29 protein-coding genes are annotated in these 22150 nt (G+C 59.7%); 17 read left to right on the forward strand and 12 right to left on the reverse strand.

All coding sequences use genetic code 11. From position 1 onward, the window contains the following. Positions 1-39 precede the first annotated feature (39 nt). Both J3A98_RS11695 and J3A98_RS11700 read right to left on the reverse strand, forming a co-directional pair. Positions 40-408, reverse strand: coding sequence for a hypothetical protein (locus tag J3A98_RS11695; protein ID WP_209966279.1), 369 nt, complete (start codon positions 406-408; stop codon positions 40-42). A gap of 403 nt (positions 409-811) precedes the next feature. Further along, positions 812-1099 carry a hypothetical protein gene (locus J3A98_RS11700; RefSeq protein WP_209966281.1) on the reverse strand — a complete coding sequence of 96 codons (288 nt, stop codon included), beginning with the start codon at positions 1097-1099 and terminating at the stop codon, positions 812-814. 217 nt (positions 1100-1316) lie between these two features. Between J3A98_RS11700 and J3A98_RS11705 the strand changes: the two genes are divergently transcribed. The 3 genes from J3A98_RS11705 (at position 1317) to J3A98_RS11715 (ending at position 3185) form a co-directional block, all read left to right on the forward strand. Further along, positions 1317-1844 (forward strand): DUF3455 domain-containing protein, encoded by a 528-nt coding sequence (locus tag J3A98_RS11705; protein WP_209966283.1) that lies wholly within the window; start codon positions 1317-1319, stop codon positions 1842-1844. Between the two features lie 103 nt (positions 1845-1947). After that, complete coding sequence (locus J3A98_RS11710; protein WP_104961796.1) at positions 1948-2496, forward strand: sigma-70 family RNA polymerase sigma factor; 549 nt, start codon at positions 1948-1950, stop codon at positions 2494-2496. Continuing rightward, on the forward strand, positions 2493-3185 hold the full coding sequence (locus tag J3A98_RS11715) for an anti-sigma factor (RefSeq protein WP_209966285.1): 693 nt from the start codon (positions 2493-2495) through the stop codon (positions 3183-3185). Before J3A98_RS11710 ends, J3A98_RS11715 begins: the two co-directional genes overlap by 4 nt. Positions 3186-3237: 52 nt before the next feature. Here J3A98_RS11715 and J3A98_RS11720 read toward each other — a convergent pair whose 3' ends face one another. The 4 genes from J3A98_RS11720 to J3A98_RS11740 all read right to left on the reverse strand — a co-directional run bounded on the left by J3A98_RS11720 (position 3238) and on the right by J3A98_RS11740 (position 6157). After that, positions 3238-3495 (reverse strand): hypothetical protein, encoded by a 258-nt coding sequence (locus tag J3A98_RS11720; protein WP_021785589.1) that lies wholly within the window; start codon positions 3493-3495, stop codon positions 3238-3240. Between the two features lie 242 nt (positions 3496-3737). Next, positions 3738-4277, reverse strand: coding sequence for a type II 3-dehydroquinate dehydratase (locus J3A98_RS11725; protein ID WP_245355129.1), 540 nt, complete (start codon positions 4275-4277; stop codon positions 3738-3740). A 40-nt stretch (positions 4278-4317) separates the two neighbouring features. Further along, on the reverse strand, positions 4318-5112 hold the full coding sequence (locus J3A98_RS11735; protein WP_209966287.1) for an SDR family oxidoreductase: 795 nt from the start codon (positions 5110-5112) through the stop codon (positions 4318-4320). Positions 5113-5158: 46 nt separating this feature from the next. After that, the gene (locus J3A98_RS11740; RefSeq protein WP_209966289.1) at positions 5159-6157 is read right to left on the reverse strand and encodes an NADP-dependent oxidoreductase; all 999 of its coding nucleotides are present in this window, start codon (positions 6155-6157) and stop codon (positions 5159-5161) included. Between the two features lie 115 nt (positions 6158-6272). Here J3A98_RS11740 and J3A98_RS11745 point away from each other — a divergent pair, with 115 nt between their 5' ends. Next, complete coding sequence (locus J3A98_RS11745) at positions 6273-6716, forward strand: helix-turn-helix domain-containing protein (protein WP_014861111.1); 444 nt, start codon at positions 6273-6275, stop codon at positions 6714-6716. Positions 6717-6859: 143 nt separating this feature from the next. On the opposite strand, the gene J3A98_RS11750 is transcribed toward J3A98_RS11745, so the two are convergent. After that, the gene (locus J3A98_RS11750) at positions 6860-7759 is read right to left on the reverse strand and encodes a LysR family transcriptional regulator (RefSeq protein ID WP_209966291.1); all 900 of its coding nucleotides are present in this window, start codon (positions 7757-7759) and stop codon (positions 6860-6862) included. A 117-nt stretch (positions 7760-7876) separates the two neighbouring features. On the opposite strand from J3A98_RS11750, the gene J3A98_RS11755 reads away from it, so the two are divergent. From J3A98_RS11755 to J3A98_RS11770, 4 genes are all read left to right on the forward strand, one after another. Further along, the gene (locus J3A98_RS11755) at positions 7877-8065 is read left to right on the forward strand and encodes a hypothetical protein (protein WP_209966292.1); all 189 of its coding nucleotides are present in this window, start codon (positions 7877-7879) and stop codon (positions 8063-8065) included. A gap of 3 nt (positions 8066-8068) precedes the next feature. Then, entirely contained in the window at positions 8069-9097 is a 1029-nt protein-coding gene (locus tag J3A98_RS11760; protein ID WP_209966295.1) for an SDR family oxidoreductase, read from the forward strand. A gap of 17 nt (positions 9098-9114) precedes the next feature. Further along, positions 9115-9663, forward strand: a complete 549-nt coding sequence (locus J3A98_RS11765; protein WP_209966296.1) for a histidine phosphatase family protein — start codon at positions 9115-9117, stop codon at positions 9661-9663. A gap of 118 nt (positions 9664-9781) precedes the next feature. Next, positions 9782-10297 carry a GrpB family protein gene (locus J3A98_RS11770; RefSeq protein WP_209966298.1) on the forward strand — a complete coding sequence of 172 codons (516 nt, stop codon included), beginning with the start codon at positions 9782-9784 and terminating at the stop codon, positions 10295-10297. A gap of 197 nt (positions 10298-10494) precedes the next feature. On the opposite strand, the gene J3A98_RS11775 is transcribed toward J3A98_RS11770, so the two are convergent. Further along, entirely contained in the window at positions 10495-11496 is a 1002-nt protein-coding gene (locus J3A98_RS11775; RefSeq protein ID WP_209966299.1) for a zinc-dependent alcohol dehydrogenase family protein, read from the reverse strand. Between the two features lie 107 nt (positions 11497-11603). On the opposite strand from J3A98_RS11775, the gene J3A98_RS11780 reads away from it, so the two are divergent. After that, on the forward strand, positions 11604-12482 hold the full coding sequence (locus J3A98_RS11780; protein WP_014591125.1) for a LysR family transcriptional regulator: 879 nt from the start codon (positions 11604-11606) through the stop codon (positions 12480-12482). Between the two features lie 62 nt (positions 12483-12544). Here J3A98_RS11780 and J3A98_RS11785 read toward each other — a convergent pair whose 3' ends face one another. Continuing rightward, positions 12545-13366 carry an AraC family transcriptional regulator gene (locus tag J3A98_RS11785; RefSeq protein ID WP_209966301.1) on the reverse strand — a complete coding sequence of 274 codons (822 nt, stop codon included), beginning with the start codon at positions 13364-13366 and terminating at the stop codon, positions 12545-12547. A gap of 129 nt (positions 13367-13495) precedes the next feature. Here J3A98_RS11785 and J3A98_RS11790 point away from each other — a divergent pair, with 129 nt between their 5' ends. After that, complete coding sequence (locus tag J3A98_RS11790) at positions 13496-14014, forward strand: peroxidase-related enzyme (protein WP_119713822.1); 519 nt, start codon at positions 13496-13498, stop codon at positions 14012-14014. A gap of 13 nt (positions 14015-14027) precedes the next feature. Then, positions 14028-14282 (forward strand): glutaredoxin 3, encoded by a 255-nt coding sequence (gene grxC, locus J3A98_RS11795; RefSeq protein WP_019438513.1) that lies wholly within the window; start codon positions 14028-14030, stop codon positions 14280-14282. A gap of 91 nt (positions 14283-14373) precedes the next feature. Here grxC and J3A98_RS11800 read toward each other — a convergent pair whose 3' ends face one another. Beyond that, positions 14374-15468: a GNAT family N-acetyltransferase/peptidase C39 family protein gene (locus tag J3A98_RS11800; RefSeq protein ID WP_209966304.1), complete on the reverse strand. Its 1095-nt coding sequence runs from the start codon at positions 15466-15468 to the stop codon at positions 14374-14376. 94 nt (positions 15469-15562) lie between these two features. Here J3A98_RS11800 and J3A98_RS11805 point away from each other — a divergent pair, with 94 nt between their 5' ends. Genes J3A98_RS11805 through J3A98_RS11815 form a run of 3 tightly spaced genes read left to right on the forward strand, consistent with a single transcriptional unit; the run spans position 15563 to position 18258 of the window. Next, on the forward strand, positions 15563-17143 hold the full coding sequence (locus tag J3A98_RS11805; protein WP_020190206.1) for a RimK family alpha-L-glutamate ligase: 1581 nt from the start codon (positions 15563-15565) through the stop codon (positions 17141-17143). A 3-nt stretch (positions 17144-17146) separates the two neighbouring features. Continuing rightward, on the forward strand, positions 17147-18058 hold the full coding sequence (locus J3A98_RS11810; RefSeq protein WP_173880609.1) for a magnesium transporter CorA family protein: 912 nt from the start codon (positions 17147-17149) through the stop codon (positions 18056-18058). Between the two features lie 56 nt (positions 18059-18114). Then, the gene (locus J3A98_RS11815; protein ID WP_061405635.1) at positions 18115-18258 is read left to right on the forward strand and encodes a hypothetical protein; all 144 of its coding nucleotides are present in this window, start codon (positions 18115-18117) and stop codon (positions 18256-18258) included. 109 nt (positions 18259-18367) lie between these two features. On the opposite strand, the gene J3A98_RS11820 is transcribed toward J3A98_RS11815, so the two are convergent. Together J3A98_RS11820 and J3A98_RS11825 are read right to left on the reverse strand one after the other, a co-directional pair. Continuing rightward, positions 18368-18754: a putative quinol monooxygenase gene (locus J3A98_RS11820; RefSeq protein ID WP_209966305.1), complete on the reverse strand. Its 387-nt coding sequence runs from the start codon at positions 18752-18754 to the stop codon at positions 18368-18370. A 118-nt stretch (positions 18755-18872) separates the two neighbouring features. Beyond that, positions 18873-19880: a zinc-binding alcohol dehydrogenase family protein gene (locus J3A98_RS11825; RefSeq protein ID WP_209966307.1), complete on the reverse strand. Its 1008-nt coding sequence runs from the start codon at positions 19878-19880 to the stop codon at positions 18873-18875. A gap of 105 nt (positions 19881-19985) precedes the next feature. On the opposite strand from J3A98_RS11825, the gene J3A98_RS11830 reads away from it, so the two are divergent. The 3 genes from J3A98_RS11830 (at position 19986) to J3A98_RS11840 (ending at position 22099) form a co-directional block, all read left to right on the forward strand. Continuing rightward, a complete protein-coding gene (locus J3A98_RS11830) occupies positions 19986-20876 on the forward strand; it encodes a LysR family transcriptional regulator (RefSeq protein WP_209966310.1) in 891 nt (296 codons plus the stop codon). Between the two features lie 126 nt (positions 20877-21002). Then, positions 21003-21569, forward strand: coding sequence for a TetR family transcriptional regulator (locus J3A98_RS11835; protein ID WP_076403846.1), 567 nt, complete (start codon positions 21003-21005; stop codon positions 21567-21569). 53 nt (positions 21570-21622) lie between these two features. Further along, positions 21623-22099: a nuclear transport factor 2 family protein gene (locus J3A98_RS11840; RefSeq protein ID WP_209966312.1), complete on the forward strand. Its 477-nt coding sequence runs from the start codon at positions 21623-21625 to the stop codon at positions 22097-22099. The last annotated feature ends 51 nt before the right edge of the window (positions 22100-22150 follow it).

Consider the following 22150-nt stretch of genomic DNA (forward strand, 5'->3'; position numbering starts at 1 on the left):
CCGCTCTCGACGGCGGGCTTTTTGACTTGGGTCTGAGATTTACGCTTTTGAACACATCAGTGCAGCATCCAGCAACCTGCCATGGTCGTACCAGGCATCACGTTGATAGGCCGTGAAGTGGCGCTCGCTTCCCGTGCCCCGCAACTCTACAAGACCCTCTGCCTTGTCGGGGTCAGTGCTTTCGACGAAAAGCCTGACCGCGTTATCACCCTCGACTTCATAGGTTTTCACATTCCCTTGTAGCTCGCCTTTGACGCAGCCCAGATAGGCGGGTGGGCTTTTCATGGTAGTGCCAGCCGTATAATCGTGGCTGTCACGCACATCAGGGTTTTGTGCGCAGCCTGCCGTGAACAACGTGGCTACCCCGGACACAAGTAGTGCGCCTGCTAGCGATCTTGAGTTTCTCATGCGACACGCTCCTGCAGCCCCATCGAAAACTGGGAAATGTTGCCAAGCAGCCTGCCCTTTTTTTGGTTCTGGTGTGCCCATGTTACTGCGCCATGACGACCGTGCATCAGGTTTGTTAGCTATATAGGTTTCGGGGCGTTTCCCTCACGCCCTGCCTTGCCCCCGATTACGAGTAAGGCCTACCCCATAACCGGGGTCAGGGGATGGCATTGAGAAACACATAAGTCGCCGCCAAATCCAGTACCAGCACAGCAACCACGCTGAAAATCATGTAATAGCGGTCATCCTGAGTCATGTCTGCGTACCCCGCATGATCAATGTCTCAGGGGTCACAGCAATTCCCGTTCCAGCGCCCTGATGCAGCCCGCTGACACTGCGCCAGCCCAACCGCGCAATCGCGCAGTCAGTCCTTGATCTGGCATACGCCATTGGCTTTGTTCTTGCCGGTATACGAGACGTCAGGCGAGCCGTCCGGGTTGATCGACAACGATACCGTTACCCCGCCGCCTTTGGCCTCGAAATAGTTGTCATTGAATTTCTTCAGCTTGGCCTCCTTGCCATTGATGTAGACGGGCCCGCCTTTATCGGCATGGACCTCGATATTTCCGGGGCATGTTGCATTCAACAGCGGAATACCGGCATGGGCAACGCCCGACGCGGTGAACAACAGGCCTAGTAACAAACGCTTCATCTGCAGTGTCCTCATGGGGTTGGCGGGGTGCGAGCATCAACGCCGTCCTGCAATGGCGAAGATGCTCATGATTCGTTCGAGATTGTAGGCGAGCACAGGCAGGCTCATCGCGCTACGCATATTTTTTTCATTCAGTGCATCCAGCCCGGCCGTTGGCGGGTATTGCTAATGGGCGGCCTCTGACTGCCCAGCCCAATGACTTTCAGGAGCACTGTCCATGAACTTCAAATACTCCGCCTGTGTGCTTGCCTGCAGCCTCGCCCTTGCGCTGCCACCCGCCCACGCCCAGTCCGCGCTGCCAGAATCGGTCAAAGTCCCTGATGGTCATCGGGTCCTGCTCGAAACCGTCGGCGTCGGCGAGATCACCTACGAGTGCCGCGACAAGGCCAACACCCCCGGTCAGACCGAATGGACTTTCGTCGGCCCCAAGGCAGTGCTCAATGACCGTGCCGGTAAACAGGTGGGCGACTACTTTGGCCCACCCGCTACCTGGCAGGCCAAGGATGGCTCGAAAGTCACCGGCACCCAGCTGGCAGTGGCACCAGCGGACAAAGGCGCCATTCCTTATCAACTGGTCAAGGCCAACCCGGCCGAGGGCAAAGGCGCCATGCAGGGGGTCAGCTATATCCAGCGCCTGGCCACCCGCGGCGGTGTGGCGCCGTCAATCGACTGCACGGCGCAGAACAAAGGTGCCAGGCAGATCGTCCAGTACCAGGCTGACTATGTGTTCTGGACAGCCAAGTGAAGCGCACTTGAGCCTACGCCCTGCGAGTGATGATCTACGCTCGATGGCAAGCCCCCGGCTGGATGGCCGGGGTACCTTGCCTTACACAAGGAAGCCACACACGTTGAACTCGCCGGCCACCCCCTTCGACTTCCACCGCTGCCTGTTAGCCTGTGCACAGGGTGATCGGCGGGCCCTGCAGGCGCTCTACGATCACGAAGGCGCGCGCCTGCTTGGCGTTGCCCGGCGTATCGCACGTGACGACGCCACCGCAGAAGACATCGTCCACGATGCGATCATCCGCATCTGGACCCGCGCTGCCAGCTACGACCCGGCGCGCGGCTCGGCTCGAGGCTGGATCTACAGCATTACCCGCCACCTGGCACTGAATTCGATACGCGATACCCGCCGTGAAACTGTGCTGACCGATGCCGACACCGAAACTGCGTCAACATTGCACGGGAGGGTTGATGACCTTGACCTCTGGTCCGGCTCAGCAAAGATCTACCGCTGCCTTGAACAACTGCAGCCCGCACCGCAGCGCTGCATCCTGCACGCCTACGTGGACGGCTGCAGCCACGCCGAGATAGCCGGTTTATTGGGCGCGCCACTGGGCACTGTCAAGGCCTGGATCAAACGCAGCCTCAAAGCGCTACGGGAGTGTCTGGAATGAAGCCCGATTCTGCCGAAGAACTGGACAGCCTCGCCGGGGAATATGTGCTGGGGACCTTGTCGCCGGAGCAATATGCCGCAGCGGCCGAACGCCTGCGTACCGACCCCGCGCTCCGCGCCGCCGTGGATGCCTGGGAGGCCCGGCTGCTGGAGCTGACCGCGTTGTCTACCCCGCAACCACCAAGCCCACGTCTGTGGCGCCGTATCCAGCGCAGCCTCGATGAGCTACCCGCACCGCGCACGCAGACTCGCTTGTGGCAACGCCTCGGCCTGTGGCAAGGGCTCAGCGCCGCGGGGCTGGCTGCAAGCCTGCTGCTGGCGTTTACCTTGCTGACCACGCCCCCCTCTACCACGGAATATCTGGTGGTGCTGGTGGCGCCGAACAGCCAGGCCCCCGGCTGGGTGGTGCAGGCCAGCGACAGCCACATGATCGAACTGCTGCCGCTGGGCCAGGACACGGTCCCCGACGGCATGGCCTTGCAGTTCTGGACCAAGGGCGAGCAATGGCGTGCCCCGGTTTCGCTTGGCCTGGTCAAACCGGGCGAACCCTATCGGGTTCCGCTGCAAAGCCTGCCACCCTTGGAGGCCAATCAATTGTTCGAGCTGACGCTGGAGAAAGCCGGTGGCTCACCTACCGGACTGCCGACAGGGCCGGTGAAGTTCATTGGTCGGGCGGTGAAAGTGATATGACACGAAAGGGCCGCAGAACGCGACTGCGGCCTTCGCAAGGCTGGACCTATGGTCAGGCGCGGATCACCTCGAGGCGATCCCGCCCAGCCTCTGTGATGGCGTTCTCTCCTTCATCGCTGATGCGATAACGTCCTGACACCATTTTGGTAATTGAGAACCGGACCAGCCCGCTTTGGGACAAGGCTTGGCCTGCTTCGAAGCTCATCGCCTGCTCCAGGTCGAAGATCTTGATTTCTCCGATCTTGTAGCGTGCAAACGCGACCAAGGCGTTATCCAGTTCTTGTTGACTGATCGTTGTAGCGACTTCCATTCGACCTCCCAGGTCATGAGAGCCCCGGTCCGTGGGGTTGAAGGCAACGAACCGGGTGGCTTGTTGAAGGCGGACCGTACTATGCAGTCACGGAAGTCGCTACTGGCTTTCCATCCATGCTGGATGGGTAGGCAGCACGACAGCCGCCACACCTACGGTCACTTCAGGAGCCGTCGCCGCATGCCCCGCGTCACCTGCTTCGCGGGTAAAACCGCTCAGAGCTCCGAGCCATGCGGCCCTGCTCAGACCATGCTCATCGCCGCACGCAGCGCCAGCAGGTAGGTTTCGACACCAAACCCGCAGATCTGCCCGCGCACCACCTCGGCAAATACCGAGTGATGGCGGAATGGCTCCCTGGCATGAATGTTGGACATGTGCACTTCAACCACCGGCACTTCGATAATGGCCAGCGCATCACGAATGCCGTAGCTGTAATGGGTCCAGGCACCGGCATTGATCAGCACCGCATCTACCCGGTCCTCATAGGCCTGATGGATGCGTTCGCACATGGCGCCTTCGAAGTTGCTCTGGAAGCTCTCAACCTGCGCCCCCAGCTCTTCGCCCAGGGCCTGCAATGCCTGGTCGATATCGGCCAGATTGGGTGATGGAGAGGTGCCTTCGGTAATAATCAGTCCGGCGTCCGCCCGAAGGCGGTAGTACTCTGCCATCAGTTCATTGGGCTCGTTGCCGATCGCGCGGCTGCGGGTCAGCGGCGCCATCACAATGCGGTTCTTCAGTGTGAGGTTGCCGAGTTGGGCCGGGGTGAACAAGCGGTCGTTCATGGAAGTCTCCTGGATGGCGGATTCGATCATTCGTACACAATCACGCGTTCAGTGGGCGCTGATATCGTTCAGCCGCGTGGGTTTGTCGAATGTCAGACATCATCCCTTGACGTGCACCTTCCAGTGCATCCCAGCGCTCGGCAACATGAAGTGGTGGGATGGTTACCAACTCGCGACGGTCGAAACCGACAAGTGCAGCATCGACCAGCTCACCGACCTCCATCACCTCCGGGAGTGTGTTGACGTCAATGCCGGCACGCGCCCAGATCTCGGTACGGGTCGCTGCCGGCAGCACCGCTTGCACGTACACACCCTTGGGTGACAGCTCCTGGCTCAGCCCCTGTGACAGAAACAGCACGAAGGCTTTGGTAGCGCCGTAGATGGACATGCCGAACTCGGGCGCAAAACCCACCACTGAACCCACGTTGACGATCGCACCAGTGCCCGACTGCGCGAGGCGCGGCGCGATCGAAGCCGCAAGCCGTGTCAGCGCGGTGGTGTTGAGCGTGACAAGGCGCTCAATAGCTTCAGCGGACTGGTCCAGGAAACCACCCGATTGGGCCATACCCGCGTTGTTGATCAACACGCCGATATTGGCGTCGTCGCGCAGTCTACTTTCAAGTAGGGACAGGTCTGCCGAGCTGGTCAGGTCGGCTGGCAGCACCTCAACGGCCACATGGCTTTCCTTGCGCAAGCGTAATGCAAGCGCCTCCATGCGCGATGTGTCGCGCGCCACAAGGATGAGATCGTGGCCACGACGGGCGAAACGCTCGGCGTAGGTGGCGCCAATGCCGCTGGAGGCGCCGGTAATGAGTACGGTCGGACGTGTGGTCATGGAAGTTACCTTTATGTCGGTGGTTGTGTGAGAAATACGGCGGCAGTCACATCTTGATTACGACCTTGCCCTTGGAACGCCCTTGAGCAAGGTACTCAAGCGCACCCTTTGCGTCCTCGAACGGAAATACCCGGTCGATCACCGGCTGAATTTGCTGGGTGTCCAGAAGTTTGCCGATTTCGGCGAGTTGGGCGCCGTCGGGCTGCACGAAAAGAAACGAGTATTTGACATTCCGCCTCTTTGCCAGGCGCATGATCTTGCGGCTCATCAGGCCGAACACGAAGGTCAGGAGGACGTTCAGGCGTTTGGCCCGGGCGAACGCAGCATCCAGTGGGCCAATGAGCGAGACAATCTGGCTTCCGGGTCTGAGGATGGACATGGATTTTTCAATCGCATCCCCCCTTACGGTTCCGAGCACCGCGTCGTAGTCGCGCAGCACGGTCTCGAAATCCTGCGTCTTGTAGTCCACAACCTCGTCCGCCCCCAGAGCGCGCACCAGGTCAACGTTGCCTGTACTGGTGGTGGTGCCCACCTTTGCACCGAGGTGTTTGGCCAACTGGATTGCGAACGTACCGATGCCGCCGGACCCGGCGGGAATGAACACCTTCTGCCCGGCCTGAAGCGTGAGGCGCTCTTTGAGCGCTTGCCATGAGGTGAGGCCGACCATCGGGATGGACGCCGCCTGCTCGAAGCTCAGATTGGCCGGTTTCAGCGCGGCGGCGCTTTCCGGCACAACCGCGAATTCAGCAATCGCCCCTGTGCCAAGATCGAAGAGGCTGGCGAAGACAGCATCGCCTGGCTTGAAGCGGGTCACATTGCTACCCACCTCGGTCACGATGCCGGCCAGATCGCTGCCCAGGGTGGCTGGCAGCTGGAAATGCAATACTGGCTTGAACATCCCCGTTGGAATCATGTTGTCGATCGGATTCAGGCCGGCAGCGTGGACGTGCACCAGTAATTCGTCAGCCTTTGGCGTGGGGCGGGGAACGTCGGCCAACCCGATGTCGGGTGACTTGCCGTAGCGCTTGAAGGTCAGTGCTTGCATGGTTCGGCTATTCATCATTGGTTTTTTTCGGGTGGATGGCTCATCATCGAGGTGTTACTATCAATTTGATACAGACAATACTCCCCTTTTGAAGGCAGGTCACTATCAAAATAGTATGGACGTGAAAAATAGTTGTGATGACCCGTGCCCGATCGCCCGCAGCCTGGCTGTTGCCGGTGACGCCTGGAGCATATTGATCCTGCGCGATGCCCATGCTGGCATCGCTCGCTTTGACCAATTCCGCAAGAGCCTGGGTATTGCACCGACAATGCTGACCCGCCGGCTGGCGGCACTGACGGAGGAAGGATTACTGGAGAAGCGGCGCTACTCGGAGCACCCGCCTAGGGAGGAGTATCTGCTGACCGCTGCGGGTCGCGATTTTCTCCCTGTGCTGTTCATGATTGGTGCATGGGGCCGGCAATACCGAGGCGGTGGTAAGCTGACGCGCTTCTTCGATGCGCAAACCGGCACAGAAATCAAAGCTGTCGCCGTGGACGAGATTACGGGGGCAAAGATCGGCACGCGCCCCATGCGTATTGTCACACCTGACGAAAGTTGACACCGCCTGTTCAGCCTTAGAACCGGTAGTCGTACAGCAACATGCCGTCTTGCGCCGAAGAATGCCTGCGGGTCACTTGCTGATCCGCTGTCGCTCTGGATCGTCGCGCCGACATCCACCCTGAAACTGCAGGCTTTATTGCGTTAACAGGTGGCTCGTGGAACAACCGTCGCATTTGCCGAGGACACGGCTTCGAGCAGAACCCCCTCCAAGGTGTCAAAAAAGCATTTGATGTGGGCTTGCTTCAAGGCCTGAGGCCGGGTCACCAAATAGATCTCCATATCGGGAAGTTGGAGATGCGGGAACAGCTCGACCAAATCGGTAGCCGCTATACGGGGCAGCGCAGCCACCCCCATCCCTCGCTTCACCGACTGGAGCTGCACGGCGAACGAATTCACGCTGATCTGCGCGCGGTCCAGACCCGCGGCCTTTGCCGCTCGCATTTGCGGCAAGATATCCAGCGGGGGAAGCAAGGAAACACTGACTGCCGTGGTAAGCGTCACGCCTGGAAATTGCTTCAGATAACCCGGGGCAGCAAAGATGCCGTAGGCGAGCCGGCCAATGGGTCGATAAATCAGTGACGGTTCCCCCAGATGGGCGGTGCGCACAGCAACATCTGCCACGCCGCGGGCGATCTTGTGAAAGTCGGCTGCCACCGTTAGCTCCACTGAGCAACGCGGGTGCAGGGATGTAAAGCGCCTTATCGCCTCCAGAACGTAATCCGAGAACCCCTCCCCTGCACTGACCAACACACTGCCGGACAGCTCGGTAGGCTGCTGCGATGTGCCAGAAAGGGTTTGCCGCCTCAAGCCTGATTCTGCAGCGATAGCAACTTCCACCAGGGATTGCCCCCGGGACGTCAGCCGGCATCCTTCAACGCCGCGCTCGACAAGTGGCTCGCCCACTGCAACCTCAAGTTGGGTCAGGCGGCGTGACAATGTAGAAGCTGCGATACCGAGCAATTGTCCAGCCTGAAGAAAGCTACCACGTCGCGAGACGGCCAGCAGAAGGCGAAGATCATCCCAATTTGCGTGCAACGTCATACTGTCGGTCATTCCTGGCTTTGCGAATATGCAAAGCCATTATGCAGTGATTGCTGTTTTTCGAAAGCATCCTCAAAGGTATATCTATAGCCCTTCGATACGAATGGACCGAACTTTATGACTATCACCCCCAACGCCTATGCGCAGCACGCCTCTGGCGCGTTCAATCGACCAGATCCAGAGGCGTTGCTTGCAGTGGTTGGCGACGATTGCATCCACCTCGATACCATGGGTCTTGTCGTCAGGGACGAGGCCTTTTTCGACAGCGCCGTGTTGCTGCCGTTAACCGAACAGCGAGCGTGTTGAGCCATGCGCAGCGTATTTGTGACCGGAGCAACCGGCTTGCTGGGCAACAACCTGGTGCGTGAATTGGTCGCTCGCGGCTACACGGTCAAAGGCCTGGTCCGCTCAAAAGCCAAAGGTGAACAGCAGTTCAACAATCTGCCGGGTGTGGAACTGGTCGTTGGTGACATGGCCAAGGTCGACGCATTCGCAGCGTCGCTGCAAGGCTGCGATACGGTATTTCACACAGCGGCGTTCTTTCGCGATAACTACAAGGGCGGCAGCCACTGGAACGAACTCGAACAGATAAACGTGTCGGGTACGCGGCGCCTGCTTGAGCAGGCCTACGGGGCCGGCATACGACGGTTCATCCATACGTCTTCCATTGCTGTGCTCAACGGCGCACCTGGCACGTCCATCGAGGAGAACTGCCTGAGGGCCGACGCCGACGCAGATGACTACTACCGCAGCAAGATCCTCGCTGACCGTGTCGTGTTGTCGTTCCTTGACAGCCACCCCCAGATGCATGCCTGTATGGTCCTGCCTGGCTGGATGTGGGGGCCTGGCGACATTGGCCCAACCTCGTCGGGGCAATTGGTCAACGATGTGGTACAGGGCAAGTTGCCCGGGTTGATCCCTGGCAGTTTTTCCATTGTCGATGCCCGCGATGTGGCATTGGCACACATTGCCGCAGCCAGACATGGGCGCCGAGGTGAGCGCTATCTCGCGGCGGGTCGACATATGACAATGCGCGAACTGATACCTGTTTTAGGACGCATGGCGGGCGTCAAGACACCAGCCCGACAAATACCGCTGCCCTTTCTATACACCTTGGCGGCTGTGCAGGAGATCTATGCGCGCCTGACCGGCAGACCCATTCTGCTGAGCATGGCCACGTTGCGTCTACTGGTTCGAGAGCAGGACCGCACCCGTTTCGACCACCGCAAGAGTGAACAGGAGCTTGGGCTGAGTTTCCGGGCACTAGAGCTGACAATCGCCGATACCGTGGCGTGGTACCGTGATCACGGCTGGTTTGAAAAAGGCAGCCTACTGTGAGCGGGGAAATAATCCTGATGCGCCACGGTCAGCCAAAACTGATCGCAGCGGACAAAATGTCAGCGCTCCAAATGAAAGACTGGATCGAACAATACAATCAGTCCGAAATTACCAACCAGCCCGTTCCGGAAGCCAGCATGCAGCTCGCCGCAACCGCCACGGTAATTGTCTCAAGTAGTGCGCCACGTGCGCTGACTTCCCTGCAGGCGCTCGGCCTCAAGCCCACCCTCGTCGACGCGCTCTTCTGTGAAGCGCAACTGCCTTATGCTCACTGGAGGCTGCCACGGCTATCGCCGTTTACCTGGGCATTTATCCTTCGCGTCTTATGGCTGTGCGGTTACTCACGCCGCGTCGAATCTGCAAGCACTGCGAGGATCCGCGCCAGCGTGGCAGCGCAACGGCTGCAATCGCTTGCCAGCGAAGGACCCGTTCTACTGCTCGGTCACGGTTTCATGAACCGGATGATCTCCAATCAACTGATGGCAAACGGATGGAAACGCCAAACGCGTACCGGCAGCCAGTATTGGAGTGCGACGGTCTATCGATATACGGGTGTTGAAGCGTGAATCGCCCGGATTCCGGAGACACATCTCGGCGACAGTGATTGACCTGTAAGTCGGTGGCAAATGCACACGCCTTGATGGACAATCCGGCGCCTCAAATAGTTATCGCCAAGGAACGGACATGGCACTGACCAGCAAGATTACCCCCTACGATCCCACATGGCCCGCCCGCTTCCTGACAGACAAGCCACTCATTGCCTCGGCATTCGACGCTGAACTGATTGCTATCCACCACGTTGGAAGCACGTCTGTCCCAAGGCTGGCGGCGAAGCCCGAACTCGATGTGCTCATTGAGGTTCACGCGCATCGCAATACCTCGACGCGGGACGAGGTGTTGATGGCTTTGGGGTATGTACGGGGAAGTGATCTGTCAGAGGGCCATCATTTCTACCGGCGCAATGTGGATGGGATTCGTACGCACAAGCTCCATGTTTGTACCCGCGACCACCTGACGATCACTCAGATGCTGGGGTTCAGAGATTTGCTCAGGCGCGATGCCTCGATCCGCCAACAGTATGAAACGCTGAAGCTTCAGTTGGAGTCGAGCAATACGGGTGGGATGGCTGAGTATCTAGAGAAAAAGGCTCCTTTCATTATCGCGGCGCTGCTTCATGCCGGTATAACCACGCGTGAATGATCGATTTTTCTGGCACACCCTTTCCTCCCGACAGTAGCGACGAAGTCACCACTTCGATTGCGGCAAGCTTGACCGGCCGCCGGCACCGCCTGGAACAAAGCCCCTCACATCAAGGAAGGACTTTCATGATCACTTGCCATCAAGGCTTGAAGCGGGCGTTTCCGGCGGGTAATTACTGATAGATAAAGCTCAGGAGACTATTCACTTATCAACTGGATAACCGTCTTGCCCCTGCCGCGACCTTCGGCGACCTGTCGGAATGCGTCGTTGACCTCATCCAATGCAAACTGTTGCGGGTCCACCCGGATCGCCAGTTGCCCGGCATTGGCCAGAACGGCGGCCTCGCGCAGGATACTTCCATGGTGTTCGCGTCCCTTGCCGGTTAGCAGCGGTACCAGGGTAAATACGCCCGAGTAGGTGGCACTTTTGAAGGATAAAGGCGCGAGACTGTGCTGGCCCCAACCGAGGCAGCTGAGTACGTGCCCGGTATAAGGCTTTACTGCCTTGAATGACGCGTCCAACGTGCTGCCGCCGACGGTGTCATAAACGATGTCGAAACCTTCCCCGGCCGTATATTGTTCGACATAGGCCTCTACACCCTGCGCCTGATAGTCAATTGCCGTGGCCCCCAGCGAGCGAATGAAGTCTAGACTGCCCGCGGAACCGGTGGCGTAGACTTCGGCACCGCGAGCCTTGGCCAATTGCACCGCAACTTGGCCGACGCCACCTGCGCCGCCATGAATCAGCACACGCTGACCACTACGAACATTTGCGTGATCTACCAAACCTTCCCAGGCGGTGATGAATACCAACGGCAGCGCGGCAGCCTCACGCATGCCGAGTGCATGCGGCTTTGATGCAATCAGCCTGGCATCCACGGCGATGTATTCGGCCAGGGTGCCTTGGGCGCCGCCGATTCCGCCGGCCATGCCGAAGACCTCCTGGCCAGGCGTGAAGCCATCAACTGCCTCGCCCAGTTCGACGACCGTCCCGGCGAGATCCAGGCCGAGCACGGCCGGCAACTCCTGGCGGGCGTGAGCACCCGCACCGATTGCAATCTTGGTGTCGAGCGGGTTGACCCCGGCGGCGTGAATCCGCACCAAAACCTGCCCCTTACCGGGCACAGGGCGGGCGATGTGGCGCACGACCAGCGGGGTCTGGGCGGATTCGGCGATAGCGGCAAGCATGGTCTGATTCATGACGGGAACCTCTGAATGAGTGGACGCTTACAGGTTGCACCGTCTTCCTCATTCCGATAAGAAACTAAATTTGGATATTACTTATTCCTCAAAGAGGCCCAATAGCGATGGATCTGTTCGACAGCATGCGCATCTTCGTGCGCGTCGTGGAGCGTGGCTCGTTTTCCGCAGTGGCTCGGGAGCTGAACATGGGGCAGCCGGCAGTCAGCAAGCAGGTCCGTGCGTTGGAGCAGTACCTGGGCGGAGCCGTGTTCGCCCGCAGCACCCGGCACCTCGCCCTCACCGATCAAGGGCAACGCTTCTACAGCCACTGCCAGGAGATTCTCAGCCAGCTAGAGCATGCCACGCGCAGCTTCGCCAGCGGCCAGGAGCAGATCGCCGGCCCCCTGCGAATAGCCGCACCGGTCAGCTATGGGAGGCTGTGCATAGCGCCCCTGATCGGGGCTTTTCTACAGCGCCACCCCGATGTGCAGATTGACCTGCGCCTGAACGATTACAACGAAGACCTGCTCATGGAAAACATCGACCTGGCCATCCGCATTGGTGTGGTGAAGAGCGAGGGGCTGGTGGCCGTGCCCCTGGGTACCAGCACACGGCGAGTCTATGCTGCACCGGCCTATCTCGATCGCCATGGCCAGCCACGCGAGCCCGCCGAACTGGCAGGCCACAACTGCATCGCCTTCACCTTGCTTGAGCATTACGACCGCTGGCACTTCACCCATCGTGGCGAAGCACTTGAGGTTGCAATCAAAGGCAACGTCACCAGCAACAACAGCGAGGCCATTCGTGAAATGGTCCTCGGTGGCCTGGGCATCTCCCTGTCTCCCCAATGGCTGTTTGCTGCGGACTTCGAGCAGGGTGGCGTGTGTAGCCTGCTCGACGAATACCAGACGACCGCGCTGCCGGTCAGCGCCGTGTTCAGCCGTGAGCGGCGCCGCTCGGCAAGGACGATGGCGTTCATCGATTTTCTTCGGGAGAACGTGTAAGCCACCCCGATGAGGCGCAGGACCTTGCTCATTCCCTGGCGTGCAAGTCGGTCGACCAGGCGTCACACCGTTCCCTGCTGCAGCCATTGTTTCGGGCTCGCGCCCACCTTGCGGCGAAAGGTTCGGGCTAGCGCAGAAGGACTTTCGTAGCCGACCTCATCGGCGATCAGGGCAATGGGGCGCCCTTCGCGAAGGCGTTTTTGCGTCAAACTGATGCGCCAGTTCGCCAGGTAGTCCGCAGGCGTAATACCCACGATCTCGCGAAAGTGCGAAGCGAAGCTTGCCCGCGACATGCCCGAAAGATTCGCCAGTTCCGCCACCGACCAATTGCGCTGCGGCTCATCGTGGATCCCCACAAGCGCGCGAGACAGCTGAGCATTGGCCAGACCCGCCATCATTCCCGAGGCGATGCTGCGGCTGGCGATCAGGTGGCGAAGCAGCTGAATGATCATCAGCTCGAACAAGCGATTGAGAATGACATCACGACCACACTCATCTCCAAAGGCTTCTTCGAACAGCCAGTCAAGGGTGCCATCAAGGCCTTGCAATTCGCCGAGGGGCTTGATGATGAAGTCCGGCAAAGCCAGGGTCAGCGGATTGTTGGCGCCGCCATCGAATTGCAGGGTGGCGCACACTAACTCCGCTTCATCGGCGTCGGTGGCAAGCAAGTGATGCTCCTGCGGGCGCACCGCCAGAATCAGGGTGGGTTCGGTCAACTCGATACGCTGCCCACGCTTGTCCTTGAAGGCCAGACGCCCCGAGCGCAACAGATGGGCGTGCCCGACACTGTGTTGCCCAAGTTGGGTCGTTCCACAGAACCCACCCTGGTGAAACGCACTAGCGTGCAGGTTGAAGTGCTTAAGTAGTGTCGACAGTCGGTCCATAGCGCACTCAGGTTTAGACGATCTGTTGCATAACTTCGACGATCTGAAGCCGAAAGAAAAGTCTGCCTCTCTAGTATGGACCCCAAGCTTGATAGACAAGCCGGTTACTCAACCTATTGGAGAACGACCATGACTCGTATTACCGCTCTCTCGCTGGACCAGGCGCCTACTGGCTCGCGCGCAGCTCTCGAAGGCATTCAAAAAGGTCTCGGCTTCATTCCCAACGCATTCAGGACCCTGGCGCACGCTCCGGTCGCGCTCAATGGTTACCTGGGCCTCGCCCAAGCGTTGGGTAAAAGCTCACTGAGCGCCGCCGAGCGTGAAGTCGTTGCCCTCGCCACCTCGGAAATCAACGGGTGCGACTACTGCCTGGCCGCACACACCTTCTTCGGCGGCAAGGCGGGTTTGAGCGATGAGGCCGTAAGCCAAGCCCGAGCCGGCACACTCAGCGCGGTTGCCGCACTGGCGCAGCAGATCACGGCAAGGCGCGGCCAGTTGAGTGACGAGCAGATCGCTGCCGCGCGTGAGGCAGGGCTTACTGATAGCAAGATCGTGGAGGTGGTGGCACAGGTCACGCTGTTAACCCTGACCAACTACCTGAACAACATCGCCGCTACCGATATCGACTTTCCGCCATCGGCAAGCTAGGAGGGTAACCGCCATGAGCCATGTGACTATCTATACCACCCCGCACTGCCCATACTGCCTGAGCGCCAAGCGACTGCTGTCGAGCAAGGGCATCACCCCTGACGAAATCAACGTTGAAACGTCACCCCTGCACCTGGGGGAAATGATGCAGCGATCCCAGCGCCGAACTGTCCCACAGATATTTGTTGGCAAGGTGCATGTCGGCGGCTTCGATGACTTGGCCCGTCTTGACCGCAAGGGCCAGCTCGAGACATTGCTTCACGCTTGAAGCGCAAAGTGCTCCGGCATGTGATCCCATCCGGAGCACTATTCATGTTCACTCAATGCCCATGCCATACGTGCCCACCTGCACAGCCGTTCTATCGCCCGCGCAACAGCACAGCGGCCCTTACCCGCTGCCTGCCGAAACTGCTCATGCGCTGAAATTCGGCATGGCTTACTGGCAGATGCTGGCAGTCCAGGATGCGTTTTTGGCGGCTGTGATCCACATCAGGATCATGCAGGTACACGAATTCGTCATCGCAACCCGTGACCAAGATCCAGTGCGGAGCTTTCAGACGAGTGAAACGGTAGCTGCTAATCAGCACCACCGGCCTGAACCCGTCATGCAACGCTGACCGCACATCAAGGCCGGGCGCCAGCACCTGATGCACGTCGGTTTCGGCCAACGCCCCGGCAAAGCCGTCCTCGACCAATTGCATTACGTCTTTTTTCTGCGCGCTGCGCACCCCATCGAGGAACAGCGATCCAGGCTGACTGACCACCATGCACACCTCGAACCCGCGGCGCCAGGCCGCCAGTGCAAGCCCCTGCGGGCTACAGCCGCCGTGCCCTGCCGTCATGAAGATGGTGGTCGCTTCTCGCCACAGTTGAATTTCCTCGCTGCGGTGCATGGCCCGCCCCCGTTCGACCGCAGCCATGGCCATCAAAAGGCAGGCCGCTCCGCAGGTGAACTCGGTCGTTTGCGCGTAGTACGGCACTTGCCGTGCAGGGGGCGGAGCACTGCGCAGGATACGCTTCTCGAAACGCAGCGCCTGGCTGTGGTCTTCGTAGTAGTTCTCAACCACAGCGAAGCGTTGATAGCCATTGCTTTCGTACAAGCTGATGGCCGCAGGGTTGTCCGCGCGCACCTCCAGGCGCAGCCATGCGCAATTACGCTCTAGCGCACTTGCCTGGGCCTGCTCCAGCAACTGCTGGCCCAACCCATGGCCGCGCCAGGCCGGGCTTACGGCAATTGAATACAGACGGGCAAGTGACGTGCCGCGATGGAACAGCAGCAGCGCATAGCCGGCCAGATGCCCCTGTTGTTCAGCGACAATAAGGCAGGCATTGGCGCGTCGCACCATCCAGTTGAAATTACGCGGGCTCAGGCGGTCGAGGGTGAAACAGTCCTGCTCCAGGGCAACCAGCGCATCGATATCGGCCACCGATGCAAAGCGAAAATCAAAAGCCATGGCAACACCGTAATGTTTGAGTAACGAACCGGGACAGGTCGGGAAACCCGTGATTTATTGAAGGGGCGTCTTCTTCAACAGGGATCGAATACTCATGTCAGCGGTGCAAGCCAACGTGGCCGAAGTATTGGCCAAAACCGAAGTTTCCACAATAACCCTCTCCGAGGAGCCACCCAGTAAGCGGAGCGCCGGTAACCGCTTGTTGATCGTGGTGGAGCGCAAGGAAGACTGGGCCAGCTACTTTCCCAGCGAGAGCCTGATGCTGGCCCAGGATTACTTTGAACACAGCGACGACGTTGCGAGGCGTACGCAGGTAATCAACCTGTGCCGCAGCTACAAGTATCTGGGGCAAGGCTACTACTGCTCGCTGCTCGCCGAGGCACGGGGCCACAAGGTGTTCCCGTCGGTGCGAACCATCAGCGAGCTTACCCGCAAGGCGCTCTATGGCGTGGGGCTGGATGACCTGGAACGCACGCTGGAGCGAGCCCTGGCCGATCACCCCTATGGCAGCACCGAGGCCTTCACCCTCACCTTGTATTTCGGGCGGACCGCCATTGAACCCCTTCAGGATATCGGTCGGCAGCTGTTCGAGTCGTTCCCCTGCCCTGTCTTGCTGGTGGAGTTTCGCAGGCGTGATACCTGGCAGATCGACGGGATCAAGGCCGGCGCGCTGCACAAACTGCGGGATGAGCAGCAGTACTTGTTTGCCAACGCGCTGGATGCCTTCAACCGCCGGACGTGGCGCCAGCCCGCCTCCAAACGCCTGGCCCGGTTCGACCTGGCGATTCTGCATGACCCGGCCGAGGCGCTGCCACCGTCCAATCCTGAGGCGCTGGAGCAATTCATCGAGAACGGTAAACAGCTGGGCATCGATGTAGAGCTGATCGAAAAGAAGGACTATGCACGCCTGGCCGAATTTGACGCCTTGTTCATTCGGGAGACCACGCGGGTGGACGACCATACCTACCGTTTTGCCAAAAAGGCCGAAAGCGAAGGCCTGGTGGTGATCGACGACCCCTCCTCCATCCTGCGCTGCACCAACAAGGTGTATCTCGCCGATCTGCTCAAACGCCACAACCTCGGCGCACCGGCCACGGAGATCCTGTACAAGGACCGCCCGCAGGAACTCGAACTTGTGGGCCGGCGCCTCGGTTTTCCGCTGGTGTTGAAGATTCCCGACGGCTGCTTTTCGAAAGGCGTGATCAAGGTCGCCGACGCCCAGGCACTGGCCTCGGCGGCACAGGAGTTGTTCGAACACTCGGTACTGTTGCTGGCCCAGGAGTACTGCTACACCGAATACGACTGGCGTATCGGCGTACTCAACGGTGAGGCGCTGTACGCCTGCCAGTACTTCATGTCCAAGGGCCACTGGCAGATCTACAACCACAAGGCCCAGGCCGGCGAAGTCAACGGCCTGTGCCGCGCGGTCCCGGTGGAACAGGCACCGCCCGAAGTCGTAAAGCTGGCCGTCGACACTGCCAGGCTGATCGGGCAAGGGCTGTACGGTGTGGACCTGAAGCAGACCGGCGACCGCGTACTGGTGATCGAAGTCAACGACAACCCCAACCTCGATGCCGGCACCGAAGACGCCGTGCTGGGTAACGCGCTTTACCAGCGAGTGCTGCAGGCTTTCGTGCAGCGGCTTGAACGTAAACACCTCGGCCAGGCCTGGTAAACGATGATCGAATACTACCTCGCCGTAGACGGTGCGCTTCTTGAAGCCCCCGAGGAACGAGCCAGCGTCTGGTTGTGTGTCGCGCCGGACGCAGCGGAGCAATCCCGGTTGTGCGAGTGCCTGGGGGTCAGTGCCCAGTCGCTGGAGTCCTCCCTGGACCCGGATGAAGTGGCGCGTATCGAGATCAAGCCCGATCACCTGTTCCTGATCTGGAAGCGCCCGGAAAGCTTTGATGGCCGGGTATTCAATGTCTCGTCATTCGGCGTTGTACTCAGCGAAAAGCGCCTGGTGGTGATCTGCGCCGCCAACTCGCTACTCGCCGGGGTAGACCGGCAGGCCGGCATGAGCACCCCGCTGGATGTGCTGATGGCGATGCTGGCTGAGAGCGTGCATCACTACCTGGGCCACCTGCGGGTGGTAAAGCAGGTGGCCCGCGAAATCCAGCTGCAGTTCGATCGGTCCATGGACAACCAGCACCTGGTGCAGATGTACAGCCTGAGCGAAAGCCTGGTGTATTACGTCAACGCCATTCAAAGCAATGGCGCCGTGCTAGCCCTGCTGCGCAGCCATGGCCAGAAACACGGCTTCGGGCCCGAGCAACTGGAAGTGCTGAATGACCTGATCATCGAAAACGAGCAAAGCTACCAGCAGGCGAAGATCCATGCCCAGGTCTTTACCAACCTGATCGAGGCCCGCGGCAACCTGGCCAACAACGGCATGAACCACGCGCTGCGCAACCTGACCATGATCAATGTGGTGTTCCTGCCGTTGAACCTGCTCGCCAGCATCGGCGGCATGTCGGAGTTCAGCATGATGACCGCCGGCCTGCCTTGGTGGTTGACGTTCCCCGCGCTGCTGCTGGCCATGGCGGTACTTGGCGGAGCCATGGCCGTGGCTTTACGGCGTATGGCATGACCCGCCGTGCCAATAAATAGTGTCAACGTGTACCCATCAACCCGCAGGACGAGACCATGGAAAATTCAGACATCGGATTATTTATGCTGGCGCTGATTGCAATTACAGGCACCCTGATAAGTCTTTTTGAACACCGCGCTGTACGCTCAGAGGAACCCAGCATCAAGCAGCCGGCAACCAAAGTTCAGCGGCGTCCTTGAAAGTGAAATGGCGACCCACTCGCAAACTGGCGCCAACGTCCTCGAGAACAGCCATCCACATCGGTCGAGGTAACAGTGCCCCAGGGCGGGTCGCATTGCCTGGCCTGCCTCAGGGACAGGGCGCAACGGCAGATGACACCGGGTCAAGGAAGATCAGTTGCAAGGGCTCCGCCAACAACTGTTCGGCCTGCTCGGCAAACCGCTGGAAGTGAGCGGTGGTCAGGTGCGCGTCCAGGGCCTGCTGGTGGTCGAACGCTTCGCGCATGTAGAACGTCCCAGGCTCGTCGCTACGTTCGAACAGCATGTAGTCGCGGTTACCGGGCTCCGCCCGAGTCGGTTCGATCAACGCCAGCAAGGCCGCTTTGAGCGTTGGTGCCTGGCCTGGTTTGGCCTTGAGGATGGCGAGGGAAACGAGGGGGTAATCTTGTCGGTTCACATCAAGCTCCTGGTCAGTTGCAAAGAGCAGGCACGGTATTGCCTGCTTCAATGTGTGCATGAGTTTCACCGGGCGTAGCCCCGGGCATGTGCGCGGCGCGGAGAAACACGGTTCGTTCAAGCATGCATGCTCATGGCAGACCGGATCGACCGGTCCGCCGTTGTCTGTCAAACAGGTTTCAGAAGCCTTCCAGGACGATCTTGCCGCGCGCCTTGCCACTCTCGACCAGCGCATGGGCACGGCGCATGTTGGCGGCATTGATGGCGCCGAAATGCTCGCCCAAGGTGGTACGCAGGATGCCTTGATCGATCAGCCCGGCCACGCGCTCGAGCAGTTCGTGCTGGCGCACCATGTCGTCGGTTTCGTAAAGCGAGCGGGTAAACATCAGCTCCCAGTGCAGCGACAGCGACTTGCGCTTGAGCGGCATGACGTCCAGGGTCTGCGGGTCGTCGATCACGCCCAGGCGACCTTGTGGTCGCAGCACTTCAACCAGTTGCGCAAAGTGCTGATCAGTATGGGTGAGGCTGGCGACATGGCTGACTGACTCGATCCCCAGGGCCTGCAGCTGCCCTTGCAGCGGCGCACTGTGATCGATGACGTGATGGGCGCCCAGTTCGCGTACCCAGTTGCTGGTCTCGGCGCGGGAGGCCGTGCCGATAACCGTCAGGCGGGTCAGCTGCCGGGCCAACTGCACCAGCATCGAACCGACGCCGCCGGCAGCGCCAACGATCAGCAGGGCATCGCCCTCCCCGCCGCCCTCCACGATACCCAGGCGATCGAACAGCAGTTCCCAGGCGGTGATGGCCGTCAGCGGCAGCGCGGCTGCCTGTGCTGCACCCAGGCTACGCGGTTGATGCCCGACGATACGTTCGTCAACCAGGTGATATTCGCTGTAGCTGCCGGGCCTGGCGATGGAGCCGGCGTAGTACACCTGGTCTCCGGGCTTGAACAGGGTCACCTGGGACCCGACTTCGCGGACGATACCGGCCGCGTCCCAGCCGAGTATTTTTGGCTCACGCGTGAAAGTGTTGGCGCGCACCTTGGTGTCGACGGGGTTGACCGACACGGCGTTGACCTCGACCAGAAGGTCCCTGGGCCCAGGGCTGGGCTTGGGCATGAAGATGTCTTGAAGAGACGCAGGGTCTTCGATAGGCAAACCTTTGTGGATGAAACTGATCGCTTTCATAGGCACTCACTGCTGAATGTGGTTTGATTTGGCATTGAGTCTGGCGTGCCAGGCGTCCGGGAAAAACGGGCCCTGCCCGTCAACACTTTCATTGCAGGAGTGATAATGATCCGTCTCGACGACCTGGGCATCTTCGTTCGCAGCGCCGCGCTGGGCAGCTTTACCGCGGCGGCCCACGAGGCCGACCTGCTACCCGGCCAGGCGGCCGAAGCAGTCAAACGCCTGGAGCGTGAGCTGGATGTGCGATTGTTTGCCCGCACCACGCGCAGCTTGCGCCTCACAGCCGAAGGCGAGCAGTACCTGCCCTCGGCCCTGATCGCCCTGGAAGCCCTCAGGCACGGGCGCGACAACCTGCGTCAGGAAAGCGCCCAGCTCAGCGGAACGTTGCAGGTGGCCGCGCCCTCCGATCTGGGGCGCAACGTGCTGCTGCCCTGGCTCACGGCGTTTCGCCGAGAGCATCCACAGTTGAACCTGCGCTTCTTTCTCTCCGACCAGATCGCCGATCTGTTCCGCGATCCGGTGGATATCGCCATCCGCTATGGCCTGAACGCCGACGCCAACTATGTAGCCCTGCCACTGGCACCTTGGAACCGCAAGGTACTGGTGGCCTCGCCCGAGTACCTGGCGCGGCAAGGCACCGTGCAAGCCCCCGAAGATCTGCTCGAACACCAGTGCCTGCTGTACATGCAACAGGGCCGGGTCTACGACAAGTGGCAACTGGGAACGCAGACCGTTCAAGTGCGTGGCGCCCTGCTCTGCGACGACGCCGATATTGCCCGGCGCTGGGCCGTGGGCGGCGAAGGGATAACCTACAAATCGTGGCTGGATGTGAGCGACGATGTGCTGGCGGGAAGACTTGTCGTGCTCTTGCAGGATCACCCCGGGCCGGCCATGCCACTGAGCCTGGTGTGCCCGCACCGCAAGCAGTTGTCGCCTGCGGTGAGGCAGCTGCACGCCTGGTTGTCCAGCCGCTTTGCCGAACTGGAGCGCGACTGAGCAACCGAGAAGCCAGCCACCCTGATCGAACGCATGCCGGCGCCCCGCTCACGCGCAATCGAACAATTTAAAGAGATGCTTGACCAGGGAGAACGATCGTTCTACTCTGGCTACATGGATAAGCCAATGACTGACACACGCGAAAAAATCCTGGCGACTGCCGAGAAGCTTATTTACGAAAACGGGATTCACGCCACGGGCATGGACCTGTTGGTAAAGACCTCGGGCGTCGCCCGTAAAAGTATTTATCGCTATTTTGCGAATAAAGACGACGTAGCAGCAGCGGCACTCAATGCCCGCGATATACGTTGGATGACGTGGTTCAGAAGTGAATGCGAAAAAGCACAAACGCCAGAAGCACGCATCCTTGGCATTTTTGATGCCCTCAAAAGCTGGTTCGAGTCAGACGGTTTTCGCGGATGTGCTTTTATCAACACAGCCGGAGAGGTGGGTGACGCAGACGATCCTGTTCGACAGATCGCAAAACTGCATAAACAAAAGCTGCTGGACTATACGCTAGAACTGACCAGCGAATTAGGTGTTAACGATCCGACTGGCTTGGCCAAGCAACTTCTTTTGATTATAGAGGGCACGATAACCGTGGCCCACGTCATGGGTGATCACACCGCGCTCGACAGTGCACGAGAAATCACAAAGGTCTTGCTCAAGGACGTGCAGCGCGCAAGCGCTTAAAGTTAAAGAAATACCCACTCAACTGAACCATCCAAAAGATTGGAGGCACCACCATGTCCAACGAACACGCTCGTCCGCCACTTCCTCCTTTCACTCGCGAATCGGCGATTGAAAAGGTCCGACTCGCTGAGGATGGTTGGAATACCCGCGAACCCGAAAAGATTGCCCTGGCCTATACGGTGGACACCCAATGGCGTAACCGTGCCGAGTTTGCAAACAACCGTGAAGAAGCTCGGGACTTCCTCACTCGCAAGTGGAAGAAAGAACTGGACTACCGCTTGATCAAAGAGCTCTGGGCCTTCACCGACAACCGCATCGCGGTCCGTTACGCCTACGAGTGGCACGACGATTCGGGCAACTGGTTCCGCTCCTACGGCAACGAAAACTGGGAATTTGAAGCCGATGGCTTGATGCACCGCCGTTTCGCCTGCATCAACGACATGCCCATCAAGGAAAGCGAGCGCAAGTTCCACTGGCCACTGGGTCGCCGTCCGAATGATCACCCAGGGCTGACTGAACTGGGCCTGTAAGTCAGGTTTAACCTGATCCTTTTACATAAAGGATCAGGTGTTTTGTGCAAC

Origin of the sequence: Pseudomonas sp. BP6, from assembly GCF_017875935.1 — a bacterium.
GTDB classification, from domain to species: domain Bacteria; phylum Pseudomonadota; class Gammaproteobacteria; order Pseudomonadales; family Pseudomonadaceae; genus Aquipseudomonas; species Aquipseudomonas putida_Y.